This is a genomic window from Desulfobacterales bacterium (assembly GCA_034003325.1).
In the GTDB taxonomy this organism is placed as follows: domain Bacteria; phylum Desulfobacterota; class Desulfobacteria; order Desulfobacterales; family JAFDDL01; genus JAVEYW01.
This window is the reverse complement of sequence record JAVEYW010000014.1, coordinates 100068-112325: the sequence shown is the minus strand read 5'-3', so window position 1 is coordinate 112325 and position 12258 is coordinate 100068. Positions and strand designations below refer to the sequence as shown.

Annotated in this window: 16 protein-coding genes and 1 tRNA gene; 1 reads left to right on the top strand and 16 read right to left on the bottom strand. The window is 49.8% G+C overall.

Annotated elements, in window-relative coordinates:
* Positions 1–87: 87 nt before the first annotated feature.
* The 16 genes from RBT11_15175 to kdsA all read right to left on the bottom strand — a co-directional run bounded on the left by RBT11_15175 (position 88) and on the right by kdsA (position 10583).
* Complete coding sequence (locus tag RBT11_15175; GenBank protein MDX9788121.1) at positions 88–492, bottom strand: response regulator; 405 nt, start codon at positions 490–492, stop codon at positions 88–90.
* 116 nt (positions 493–608) lie between these two features.
* Positions 609–693 (bottom strand) — tRNA-Leu (locus RBT11_15170).
* A 12-nt stretch (positions 694–705) separates the two neighbouring features.
* On the bottom strand, positions 706–1080 hold the full coding sequence (secG, locus tag RBT11_15165; protein ID MDX9788120.1) for a preprotein translocase subunit SecG: 375 nt from the start codon (positions 1078–1080) through the stop codon (positions 706–708).
* 27 nt (positions 1081–1107) lie between these two features.
* Positions 1108–1869, bottom strand: coding sequence for a triose-phosphate isomerase (tpiA, locus tag RBT11_15160; GenBank protein ID MDX9788119.1), 762 nt, complete (start codon positions 1867–1869; stop codon positions 1108–1110).
* A gap of 20 nt (positions 1870–1889) precedes the next feature.
* Positions 1890–2894, bottom strand: a complete 1005-nt coding sequence (gene gap / locus RBT11_15155; GenBank protein MDX9788118.1) for a type I glyceraldehyde-3-phosphate dehydrogenase — start codon at positions 2892–2894, stop codon at positions 1890–1892.
* The gene (rimI, locus tag RBT11_15150; protein MDX9788117.1) at positions 2891–3361 is read right to left on the bottom strand and encodes a ribosomal protein S18-alanine N-acetyltransferase; all 471 of its coding nucleotides are present in this window, start codon (positions 3359–3361) and stop codon (positions 2891–2893) included. The genes gap and rimI overlap by 4 nt, the downstream gene beginning before the upstream one ends.
* 4 nt (positions 3362–3365) lie before the next feature.
* The gene (locus RBT11_15145; GenBank protein MDX9788116.1) at positions 3366–3779 is read right to left on the bottom strand and encodes a PTS fructose transporter subunit IIA; all 414 of its coding nucleotides are present in this window, start codon (positions 3777–3779) and stop codon (positions 3366–3368) included.
* A gap of 28 nt (positions 3780–3807) precedes the next feature.
* Complete coding sequence (rapZ, locus tag RBT11_15140; protein ID MDX9788115.1) at positions 3808–4671, bottom strand: RNase adapter RapZ; 864 nt, start codon at positions 4669–4671, stop codon at positions 3808–3810.
* 3 nt (positions 4672–4674) lie between these two features.
* Positions 4675–5133 carry a PTS sugar transporter subunit IIA gene (locus RBT11_15135; protein ID MDX9788114.1) on the bottom strand — a complete coding sequence of 153 codons (459 nt, stop codon included), beginning with the start codon at positions 5131–5133 and terminating at the stop codon, positions 4675–4677.
* 79 nt (positions 5134–5212) lie between these two features.
* A complete protein-coding gene (raiA, locus tag RBT11_15130) occupies positions 5213–5746 on the bottom strand; it encodes a ribosome-associated translation inhibitor RaiA (protein ID MDX9788113.1) in 534 nt (177 codons plus the stop codon).
* A gap of 13 nt (positions 5747–5759) precedes the next feature.
* Positions 5760–7190, bottom strand: a complete 1431-nt coding sequence (gene rpoN / locus RBT11_15125; protein ID MDX9788112.1) for an RNA polymerase factor sigma-54 — start codon at positions 7188–7190, stop codon at positions 5760–5762.
* Position 7191: 1 nt separating this feature from the next.
* The gene (gene lptB / locus RBT11_15120) at positions 7192–7914 is read right to left on the bottom strand and encodes an LPS export ABC transporter ATP-binding protein (GenBank protein ID MDX9788111.1); all 723 of its coding nucleotides are present in this window, start codon (positions 7912–7914) and stop codon (positions 7192–7194) included.
* A gap of 50 nt (positions 7915–7964) precedes the next feature.
* Positions 7965–8627, bottom strand: a complete 663-nt coding sequence (locus RBT11_15115) for an LptA/OstA family protein (protein MDX9788110.1) — start codon at positions 8625–8627, stop codon at positions 7965–7967.
* Positions 8608–9189 carry an LPS export ABC transporter periplasmic protein LptC gene (gene lptC, locus RBT11_15110; GenBank protein ID MDX9788109.1) on the bottom strand — a complete coding sequence of 194 codons (582 nt, stop codon included), beginning with the start codon at positions 9187–9189 and terminating at the stop codon, positions 8608–8610. Before lptC ends, RBT11_15115 begins: the two co-directional genes overlap by 20 nt.
* Positions 9186–9725, bottom strand: a complete 540-nt coding sequence (locus RBT11_15105) for an HAD hydrolase family protein (GenBank protein ID MDX9788108.1) — start codon at positions 9723–9725, stop codon at positions 9186–9188. The genes lptC and RBT11_15105 overlap by 4 nt, the downstream gene beginning before the upstream one ends.
* 51 nt (positions 9726–9776) lie before the next feature.
* On the bottom strand, positions 9777–10583 hold the full coding sequence (gene kdsA, locus RBT11_15100) for a 3-deoxy-8-phosphooctulonate synthase (protein MDX9788107.1): 807 nt from the start codon (positions 10581–10583) through the stop codon (positions 9777–9779).
* Positions 10584–11083: 500 nt separating this feature from the next.
* On the opposite strand from kdsA, the gene RBT11_15095 reads away from it, so the two are divergent.
* Entirely contained in the window at positions 11084–12250 is a 1167-nt protein-coding gene (locus tag RBT11_15095; protein ID MDX9788106.1) for a homocysteine biosynthesis protein, read from the top strand.
* The last annotated feature ends 8 nt before the right edge of the window (positions 12251–12258 follow it).

The following is a 12258-nucleotide window of genomic DNA, read 5'->3' as shown; positions in this document are numbered from 1 at the left end:
TGAACACTAAACTCAAGAGGTTGGCTGGCAGTGCGCTGACCGTTGTTCAGAACCCGAAATCAAGAATTCAAGTTTTCAGGTATGGTATCACACTTGTTGATCCGTTTTAAGTGTTTTTTCCCGCTTGGCAAGCAACTTTTTAATCAGTTTTTCGAGTGCGTTCAATTCAAAGGGCTTTTCCAACACAACATCCGCCTTGGCTTCGGTTGCCAGGGCTTCCGGATGTTCTCCCCAACCGGTGATGGCAATGATCGGTATGTCCGGTTGTTTATCCTTAACAATAGCGATAACGGCCACACCGCTGATGCTGGGCATCACCAGATCCGTTATAATCAGATCGAAGCCTTCCGCTTCCGCATCGAAAAGCTTGAGCGCATCCAAGCCGTTGGTTGCCGAAACGACCTGATAATGCTTATGGCTCAGGAATTGATAAAGCGTCGAGAGCACATCCTCGTTATCATCGATAATCAGAATTTTATCCTGCTTGCCCACCGCTGCACCTAGTGGTTGAGGATTCCTGTTTTGAGGCATTATCGTCGGTTAGATTAACGCCGAGCATGGTGCCGGCTTAAAACTGGTGTTACGTTTCGGGTATTATTGCTTGGATCTGGTGCCGAAGGCCGGACTTGAACCGGCACGGGTCTCCCCACTACCCCCTCAAGATAGCGTGTCTACCAATTCCACCACTTCGGCACGGGATACAACTCATTTTTTTGATTCGGCTTCGGAAGACTGGGTGCCCACGGGGGGTTCCGTTGCTGAATCCGTCGCTTTCACATTTTCGGGTGCGCTTGTTTCCGCCTTTTTTTCTACTGCGGGCTTGCTGTCAATGACAAGGGATGTCCCCACGCGGTTGCTGGAAATAAATGCAAGCGCAAAAGATGTCAACATGAAAGCGATGGCCGCAGCGGTTGTCAACTTACTCAGAAAGGTGGATGCGCCACCACTGCCGAAAAGCGTTTGGCTGCCGCCGCCGCCAAAGGCCGCGCCCATGTCCGCCCCTTTGCCTGTTTGCAGCAAGACGATCATGATCAGGGCAATACAAATGGTGATGTGTATAACAACTAACAAGGTTGCCATGATGATTGGTGTTCCGTTTCCAAAGCGTTATTGGTTGTATAGAACCAGATCCCTGAACGACTCTGCTTGCAAGCTGGCTCCTCCGACCAATGCCCCGTCCACATCGGGCATTTTCAGCAGGCTTTCAATATTATTGGGCTTTACGCTCCCTCCATACAGTATTCGAATGGATTTGGCAAGATGATTGCCCAACTTTTTCTCAATGACCCCTCGCAGATAGGCATGAGCTTCCTGTGCCTGGTCCACCGTGGCCGTTTTACCCGTGCCGATGGCCCATACCGGCTCATAGGCCACCACCAGGGTTGCAAGTTCAGTCGAAGACAGCTCTTCTACCCCTTTTTCGGTCTGTTTGTCAAGCACGGAAAAGGTCTTTTTTTGTTCTCTTTCTTCCTCGGTTTCGCCAACGCAGAGAACCGGAATCAAGTTGTGCCGAATGGCAGCCTTTATTTTGCGATTAACGACTTCATCGGTTTCTCCGAACAGGTGGCGCCGTTCGGAATGGCCGATGATCACATAGTGGCATCCGCACGAGATCAACATGGGCGCCGAGATTTCCCCGGTAAAAGCCCCTTCCTTTTCCCAAGACATATTTTGGGCGCCGAGGGCAATGCAGCTTCCTTGAATCACGGATGCCACCGTGCTGAGCGCAGTGAAGGCAGGGGCGATCATGATATCGATGTTTTCCGGGGGTGGGCTGAGAAATTCCGTTAATTTCTTAGCGGTTTCCGCAGCTTCTTCGCAGGTTTTATACATCTTCCAGTTTCCGGCGATTAACGGTCTGCGATTCATTTTTGTTATTCCTTTATTCGTTAGAGTTCGGCGCCGATCATTGCCGCCAGATCAACCATTCGATGCGAATAGCCGGTTTCATTGTCGTACCAGGACAAAATTTTGATCATGTTGCCGATCGCATAGGTAGTCAGACCATCAACCGTCGATGAATCCTGGCAACCGTTATAATCCGTTGATACCAAAGGCAGGTCACTGTATCCGAGAATGCCCGCCAATTCACCTTCAGCCGCATGCTTGAACGCGTCATTCACATCGGTTGTGGTGACACCGGGTTTATCGATGGTCGCGACCAGATCCACCAGGGAAACATTCGGGGTGGGAACGCGAATGGCCAGCCCGTTCAATTTCCCGGATAATTCCGGCAGCACCAGTGCGACGGCTTTAGCGGCGCCGGTAGTCGTGGGAATCATAGAAAGGGCCGCAGCCCTGGCCCTGCGAAGATCCTTGTGCGGAAAGTCCAGGATTCGCTGATCACCCGTATAAGAGTGAATAGTGGTCATCAGACCCGCGCTCAAACCGAAATTTTCCAGCACGACTTTGGCTACCGGTGCCAGACAATTGGTCGTGCAGGAAGCGTTAGAAACAATATGGTGCTGCCTGGGATCATACCGGTTGGAGTTAACCCCCATGACAATGGTAATGTCCGGTTCTTTGGCGGGAGCGGAAATGATGACTTTTTTGGCGCCGGCCGTCAGGTGTTTGGCTGCATTTTCCCGATTGGTAAATAACCCGGTACATTCCGCGACAATGTCGACACCGAATTCTTTCCAGCGGCATTGAGCGGGATCTTTCACCGAGGTAATGACAATTTTTTTCCCCGCGACTTCAATGGCTTCCTCTTTAGCAACCACATCAGTCGCCAGTCGGCCGTGAACGGAATCATATTTAAGCAAATGAGCGATGGTCGCCGGATCCGTCAAATCATTGATTGCAACCACTTCGACATCTGCGTTCTGCAGCGCTGCGCGAAACACCATGCGACCGATTCTACCAAACCCGTTAATGCCGATCTTGATACTCATCGTCCCTTCTCCTTTAGCTGTTTTGCCATCACCAGGGCGTCTTCCCCGGTTTCAGGGTAATAATTGGGCCGTTTGCCGACTATTTGAAAGTCTATTTTCTGATAAAAGGCCATCGCCTCCAGGTTGGAGGGGCGAACCTCCAAAAACGCCGTTGCGGCGCCATTTGTGAAAGCGGTTGTGATACTCCTTTCCAAAAGGGCGTTGCCGACACCTTGTCGTCTCCAGCCGGGTGTTACGGCGATTTTAAGAATGCTGAGTTCATCGATAACCAGCTGAGCGCAAATATAAGCGATAATGCCCCCGCGTTCAAGATTATTTGCGGCTTTTGCCACGTAACAAATGGACCATGCGGAAGAAAGCCCCGCTAAAAATGAAATGCGATTCCATGGTTTCTTAAAGCAGATCCGTTCAATGTCAAGCACCTGATCGATATCGGCTTCGCGCATGGGAAAAATCTGCCAATTCAACCCATCATCCCTTTTTTCCGGCTTTGAGCAGACGACTGGCCAGGGTGATGCTTTTTTTCCCATAGGTTTCGATCGTCGAGGCCGCTTCGGCAACGGGGGTCGTGTTGCGAATGGATAGCGCTTTGATAAGCATGGGAAGATTGCCCCCTGAAATTACCTCCACATTGGCGTTTTCTAAAAAGGAATAGCTCAGGGTGGAGGGCGTGCCGCCGAACATATCCGTGAATATCAGCACGCCCGAACCCTGTGGTATCTTTTTAATGCCGTTGACGATTTCACGCCGGATCTTTTCCGAGTCATCCTTGGGGCCGATGGAAACCGCGAGGGTCCCTTCCATTCGATCCGAAGTAATATAGGCGGCTGTTTCAAGCAGGGCTGCACCCAGGGTGCCGTGAGTGACAACAATGATTCCAAACATGGCTGATTCCGCTTAATTTAACAGAGGGTTATTGATTGATATCGCGGTGGAAAATTAAAACCCGTTTTCCGGAACCGAGAATGTGCTCATAAATGGCTTTTGCGATGGTCACGGAACGATGTCTGCCGCCGGTGCAGCCGATCGCGATGGTCAGATACGCCTTGCCTTCTTGTTCGTAGAGCGGAATGAGCCAGTCGAGCAAACTCAGATATTTATCGAGAAAACTGACGGCGTTGGGATCATTCAGAACGAACTGTTGAATTTCTTCGGATTCACCGGTTAAGGGTTTGAGATCATGGATAAAATAAGGATTGTTCAGAAAACGCACATCCATCATCAGATCGGCATCTTTGGGGACGCCGAATTTATATCCAAAGGAAAGCAGGTTGATCGTGATAAAGGATATTTTTCTGCTTTTTTGGGCAATATCGGATATCAGTTTTTTTAAGTCGTGAACGTTGAAGTGGGAGGTGTCGATGACCTGATGGGCTTCTTTTCTGAGCGCTGAAAGCTGAGCGCTTTCGGCACGAATGCCCTCTGCTACACTCAGGCCCTGAGCCAACGGGTGTTGACGCCGGGTTTGGCTGTATCGCCGTATTAGTGATGGCTCATCGGCCTCCAGAAAGAGGATTTTCGGCTCATGGCATTTTTCCCGCAATAATTGAAAGATGTCCTGATATTTATCAATGAATCCCTTTTCCCGCAAGTCCATGACAAAACCAAATCCGGCGAATTCCGGATCACTTTCCGAGACCAACTCCAAAAATTTGGGGAGCAGGGCCACCGGCATATTATCGACACAATAAAACCCGACATCCTCTAGCGCAGCCAGAGCCGTGCTCTTGCCGGACCCCGAATATCCGGTGATAATGATGATGTTGGAAGGGTTCACTAATTAGATGTCTTTCTCCGCCTCCCTGATAACCGAACGGATTTCATCAGCATCTGCGGCACTGAGCAATTGCTCTTTAAAGGATTCGCTTTTTAATATTCTTGAAATACGAGCCAACAGTTTTAGATGCAGGCCGGCGGAATTTTCAGGGGTAATGAGAAGGAAAAAAATATGAGTGGGGCGGTTATCCATGGATTCAAAATCGATGCCTTTGCGGCTGATGCCGAATCCGAGAACGAGGGAATCCAGTTTTTTCAGTTTGCCGTGGGGGATACCAATACCGTCTCCGATGCCGGTCGAACCGAGCCGTTCCCGATCCATCAACACGCGGACCATATCTTCTTTTTCAACGCCGGCAATCCGCGCTACGGGGACAACGAGTTCTTCTATGGCGCCTTTTTTATCGGTTGCTTTCAGGTCAACAATAATCGCTTCTTTTTGAAGCACATCCAAAATATTCATTGCTTATCACCGAAACGTCCGAGGGCATGGCGGTGGACCCAGCGGTATCCGCCATGCCCGATTCGATCATGGACGTATATTAGTTACTTGGTTGAATCAATCCGAAGTTGCCTTTATTTCGGCGGTACACCACATTGACTTTATCCGTTTTGGCATTGGTAAATACCAAAAAGCTATCATCCACAAGGCCCAACTGCATAACAGCCTCTTCCACATCCATTGGTTTATAATCGATATGTTTTACGCTGATCTGGCCCGACGGTTCTTCCTCCTGAAGCAAGTCCGTTATAACGGCGCCGCCTCTGTTCCTGCCCTTGCCGCCGGCCCGGTGGTCCCGAATTTTTTGTTTGTTTTTCTTGATCTGTTTTTCCAGTTTATCCAGAACCATATCAATGGCGGAGTACATATCCTCCGTCTCCTCTTTACCGATGATGTTGAGCCGGTCCCCATTGATGTTCACTTCGGCTATATGACGAAATTTTTCGACCCGAAGCACGACATTGGCTTCGGCGGGATTATCCAGTAATTTGTCCAAACGCTCCAGTTTATCTTGAACGTATGATTTCAAGGGGTCTGATGGGTCAATATTCTTAAAAGTAACCGATGTTTGCATATTTGACCTCCCTTCAGTATTGCTTCCGTTTATTCGATGGCAGAACGCGCATCATTTCTCGATACTTGGCCACCGTCCTTCGTGCGATATTGATGTTGGCCGCTTCCAGCATGTCGGCAATTTTGCTGTCGCTATAGGGTCTTTTGGGATTTTCGCTGTCGATGATTTGTTTTATTTTGTCCTGAACGCTGGCGGATGCGATGGCTTCTCCGTGAAACCGGTTGATGGAACTGTTAAAAAAGTACTTTAATTCAAAAATACCTTGAGGTGTGTATGCATACTTGTTGGTCGTGACACGGCTGATGGTTGATTCATGCATGCTGATGTCAAGCGCGACATCTCTGAGTACCATCGGTTTCAGATAGGCAATTCCTTTCTCGAAAAAATCGGATTGAAATTTAAGAATGCTTTCCATGACGCGATAAATTGTTTTTTGCCGCTGGTGAATGCTTCGAATCAGCCACGCTGCAGAACGCAGCTTTTCCTGAATATAATCCCTGGTTTTGCCTGTGATAGCCTCCTCTCGGTTGACGGCTTTTTTGTAGAAATTATTAACCCGCAGTTTTGGCATGCCATCATCATTTAAAACGATGACGAATTCATTATCCAATTTATATACATAGATATCGGGAATAATATACTGAGGTTCTTCCGCAGAGAACTGCAAGCCGGGTCTGGGCTCCAGACCCTGAATGATATGAACGGCGGATATGACGTCATTGAGACTGACTTTTAATGCCTTGCTGATGGCCTTGTAATTTTTGTTTTCCAGGTGATGAAGGTGATGACTGATGATCTCGGTGACGACCGTGTTGTCCAGGTTCAAGTGGCGCGCCTGCAATAACAGGCATTCCTTGAGGTCTTTGGCGCACACACCGATCGGATCAAAGGTTTGCATCAAATGCAGAACGGTTTCCACGAGGTAGGGCTCGCATGCATTGGCTTGGGCGATTTCTTCAATGTCCACTTCCAGATAGCCGTCCGAATTGATGCTGCCGATTATAAAGCTGCCGATTTGTTCCTCGAGTGCAGAAGGTTTGGTCATCATCAACTGCCACAACAGATGATCGCTCAAGGTCTCCTTTAGCGCGATGAAGGCTTCAAATTGCGGAGAATCTTTTGCTTCAGACTCGAAGGTGGAGCGCCCGGGCGAGTTATACTCGTCCATGTAATTGCTCCAGTCGATATCTTCCCGAATTTTTTCTTCAATGGTGATTTCTTTGGTAATCGTGGCTTCCTTGGGAACTTGATTCGCTTCCGCAAGGGGTTCTTCCGATAGGAGTTCAGGGCCTTCTTCCAGCGTCGGGTTTTGTTCCAGTTCCTGCTGAATGGATTCCATCAGTTCCAGCCTGGAGAGCTGCAACAACTTGATCGCCATTTGCAACTGAGGCGTCATGATGAGCTGCTGGGATAATTTTAGTTGTTGCCGTAGTTCAATCGCCATTTTACAACCTGAACTCGTTTCCCAGATAAATTCTGCAAGCGGTTTCGCTGGCGGCAATATTTTCGGGTGTTCCCGATTCTATTACCCGGCCATCATATAAAATAAATGCTTTTTCGCAAACACTGAGCGTTTCCCGAACATTGTGATCGGAAATCAAAATGCCGATTCCCTTTTGTTGAAGATGGTGAATGATGTTCCTAATGTCAATGACCGCAAGGGGATCAATGCCGGCAAATGGTTCATCCAGTAAGATGAAAGACGGATTTGTCGCCAGCGCCCGTGCGATTTCCAGCCGACGCCGTTCTCCCCCCGAGAGGAGGCCGGCCTTTTGGTTTGCCAGGTGCGCTATTCCCAGCTCCTCCAGGAGTGAGTCGGTCTGATCCTCCCTTTTTCTTTGTTTTATGGGAAGAATTTCCAGAATGGCAAGGATATTGTTACGAACCGTCAGCTTTTTAAAAACGGATGCCTCCTGCGGAAGATACCCGACGCCTTTGCGCGCTCGCAAGTGCATGGGATCATGCGTAATGTTTTCATTGTCCAGGTAAACGCATCCCGAATCCGGCTTTACCATGCCGACCGTCATGTAAAAAGTGGTTGTCTTTCCCGCGCCGTTCGGCCCGAGAAGGCCCACCACGGCGCCACTTTTCACCTGAAGGCTGACATCATTGACCACGCGCCTGCCGTGATACGTTTTTTTCAGATTGGCTACGGATAAAGTCGGCATAATGGGTATAATCAACACGCCTATCGGTTATAGTGGCCCCGCTTTTGCGGTTATAGTTTTTCCTTGGAATAGATCACCGCTTCGACTCTCGAATCACCCCCCTCGAAAGAAACCATGCCCGTATCCCGGTTTACCGTGATCTTGGAGCCGGTGATGGTATTTTCTCCGCTGACGAATCTGGGCGCCTTTCCGGTCAGTATCAACAGCCGGGTGTCCGCTTTGTACTCGGCGTGATCCGCATAGGCCGTTCCGGTATCCAGTTTGAATTCAACATTTCCGTCGGCAATCAATTTCTCTATGGAGTTTTCCCCGGATTTGGCCGGTGTATCGACCGAAGCCCCTTCTTTGAGGAAAATCTTTAACGTGTTGCTCGTGACAACGGTATCTCCCTGGCTGATCTTTACGTTGCCGTCAAGCTCTATGACTCTATCCGCGCGATTAATGACGGCTTTGTCCGATTCCATGGAAATTTTGTCGGACGCGGACTTTTTGGCAGCGTCACCAACTCCCTTCTTTAGCGTATCGGCGGATGTTGGCGTTTTCAATTCGGGTTGCTGATCGCTTTTCCCCGGCGGCGGCATTATCTTGTCGCTTGCACTTACCGCGTCTTGAGCATACGCGGAAACAGCCATTAAAAGAAACAAACATATCGGCGCGATGATCGAAAACCGGCGCCAAAAACACCCCTTGATATTATAGTACGATGTTATCACTGATGATTCCTGATATCTTGCCGTAAAATGTTATTTTCCCGGTTTGTAAGTTATAGATCATGGCCGCTGCCGTCATGCTGGTTGCGTCGCTCCAAACCGATACCGGCTGATTTGATTTAAGGCTTCGCTGGCGGTGATCATAAATTAAATGCCGGGTTTTCATCTCATACTGGCTATTTTTTACCACAACATTGCCGGAAACTTCAAGGTCATTTGATCCGCTGTTGTAACTGCCTTTATCCGCCGTAAGATCAACCCGTTGTCCTTCGTCCGTATAAAATATGGTCGCAATCTCATCAAAATTCGCCTTTTGGTGTTGATCGATATAATGACCGGTTCGGGCGGTTAAATTCCAGGCGGTTTTGCCGTCCCGCGTAGTGGTCATCTGTATCCCCTCTATGGAGAGGGTTGCTTCCTCGTCTGGGGTGGAAGCTGCGGTGGCCGGCGGCCCTTGGGATTGGCGGGCCGACCAAAAAACTGCGATTAAAATCCCCATGGTGATGAATATCACCAAAATAAGGATGGGTTGCACTTTTTTATGATGACGCTTTTTCAGTATCATGATGTTAAAAACCGCTCCAAAATCCCTTCCCACAATCCCTTGGCTTTCAGGACGGCTTCACAAAGCTCTCTGACGGCACCTTTACCCCCGCCGGCGGCCGTAATCATATGGGCGGATTCTTTTACCTCGTAGCAGGCATCCGCAACCGCCACTGCCAATCCGACCCGCTTCATGACGGGAAGATCCGGCAGATCGTCTCCGAGAAATGAAATGTGCCGGTTATCCACACCGACTCGGGCGGTTATATCTGTCAGTGCGGCTGCTTTATCGTGAATACCGTCCAGCACGAGCTCAATACCGAGGTTGTTGAGCCGATGCGTCAGGGCCGGGGAACGCCTGCCGGTGATAATGCCAACGCGAATGCCGGTTTCCATCAGCAGCCTGATACCTAGGCCGTCCTTTACATGAAAGCGTTTTATTTCCTCCCCTGCTGCATTATAAATAATACCGCCGTCGGTAAGCACGCCGTCCACATCGAGAAGCAGCAGTTGAACCTGTTCGAGTCGCGCTTGTATATCGGCGGTAATCTTCGGCAAAATAGGTCCTTTTAGGCTTCAACGGTCCGGTTATCAGTAAGGGTGGCCTCATCAAAGTGCGTTGCGAATCGCTTTGAGCCGGGAAAGCAATGGGGGGAGTTCGTCCAGACTCAGGGAATTCGGGCCGTCGCACAGGGCGGCATCCGGGTTTGGATGAACCTCGAGAAAAACGGCATCAGCGCCGGCCGCCACGGCGGCGGCGGCGAGTATGGACGCAAATTCACGCTGACCCCCCGATGCGGTTCCGCTGCCGCCGGGCAGCTGAACACTATGCGTGGCGTCGAAAATCACCGGATAGCCGGTGCGCTGCATGATTTTAATGCCGCGGAAATCGACCACCAGGTTATTGTATCCGAACATGTTGCCGCGTTCGGTAATCAGTATCTGTTTGTTGCCGGTCGAAGCCGCTTTTTCCACGATATTTTCCACATCCCATGGGGCGAGAAACTGTCCCTTTTTGATATTGATCGGTTTTCCGGTGGTCGCGACTGCCAGAATCAGGTCCGTCTGACGGCATAAAAAAGCTGGAATCTGTATAATATCTAATACTTGTGATGCTTTTTCAATATCGCTGATTCGATGAATATCGGACAGAATCGGTATGTCCAGCGCTTCTTTTATGTGCCGTAAGGTCGCCAGTCCGTCATCAATGCCGGGTCCGCGAAAGGAATTGATGGAGGTTCGGTTGGCTTTGTCAAAAGACGCTTTAAAAATAAAGGGAATGTCGATTCGTTCCGTCAACGCTTTAAGTGTTTTCGCTATTGAAAACGTGATTTCCGGGGTTTCAATGACGCACGGGCCGGCGATGACGGCAAGGGGTGCGCCTTGGCCGATGAATATGTTTTTTACGGTAACCATAACCTCCCTTGCCCGCTTAAATGAAAACGGCCCGGGTGCGTAAATTTTCTGCAGCACCTCGACCGGGGAAAAACTTTCTCTTGTCGGCTCAACATGTAGCCGTCCTAGGGGTAAAAGTCAAGAAACGAAAAAAACGACAGCGCTTGCACTGGGTTAGCGGGGTGAAGGGGGTAAACTTACCCTTGATTCCCGCTACTGAAGCTGATAATGTTATCGACCGAACAAAGAAACAAGGATGGCTCTAATATATTGAAACAAAAAGATAAAAAATAATACGGGAATATCTTCTGCTGCTGGTGCCGCTATCGGTCATTGCGGCGGGTGTGGATTGCCCGGTTAAAATCCGGCGGGAAAACCCGCCTTTTTTTAAAAAGAATGTTGTCCCGTATCAAAAACATGCTCCTTCCGGCGTGCATGTTTGTCGAAGGTCGAGAAGGTATTGTGGTTCACCGCCTTCCCGCTTTCAGCTTCCGGCTTTGCCGGATAAGGAGAATCTGCGCATGGGCAAAAAGAAAGTGACTAAAACCTATCAGGAAATTAACGAGAAAATTAAGTCCGGCGAAGCAGTGATCGTCACCGCAGAAGAGATGATCGGCATTGTCAGGGATGCAGGGCCGGCTGAAGCCGCACGGGAAGTTGATGTGGTTACTACCGGTACATTTGCGCCCATGTGTTCTTCCGGTGCGTTTATTAATTTCGGCCATTCCGTGCCAACCCTCAAGGCCTCAAAGGTATGGTTGAACAATGTCCCGGCGTACGCGGGCCTGGCCGCGGTGGATTGTTATCTCGGCGCGACGGAACCCTGCGAGGAAGATCCGCTCAATAAGGTATATCCCGGAGAGTTTCTTTACGGCGGGGGGCATGTGCTCAACGAGTTGCTGTCCGGCAAAAAAGTCTATCTTCGCGCCACGGCTTACGGCACCTGTTGCTATCCCGGCAAGACACTGGAAAAAGAGGTCACCCTTAAAACGCTGCCCCAGGTCACGCTGTGCAGCCCGAGAAATGGGTATCAGAACTATAATTGCGCGGTCAACTTGTTGAAAAAAACCATTTATACCTATATGGGCACGTTAAAGCCCAATGCCGGCAACGCCAATTATTGTTCCGCCGGGCAATTGAGCCCGTTGCTCAATGACCCTTATTATAAGACCATTGGGCTCGGAACGCGCATTTTTCTTGGCGGGGGAGTCGGGTATGTTACCTGGCATGGAACGCAGCATAATTACGGGGTGAAACGATCCGATAAGGGGGTTCCCCTGTCCCCGGCCGGCACGCTCTGGGTGATGGGGGATATGAAGCAGATGAAACCCGAATGGCTTGTGGGTGTCAGTTACCAGGGGTATGGCTGCTCTTTGGCCGTTGGTCTCGGTATTCCGATACCGATGTTAAATGAGGAGATGGCAGCCTGCACCGCCATATCGGATGAGGAAATCTTCACTCAGATCATCGATTACGGGAACGATTATCCCAACGGCGTCGCCAAAAGCCTGGGGCAGGTCAACTACGCCGAGCTTCGAAGCGGCACCATCGAGTTCAGGGGAAAACCGATTCCCACCGCGCCCTTGAGCAGTATGAGCAAGGCCAGGGAAATCGCAACCACTTTAAAACAATGGATTGCCAAGGGAGACTTTTTGCTCGGTGAACCGGTTTTCACCTTGCCGTCTTAAAGCGGATT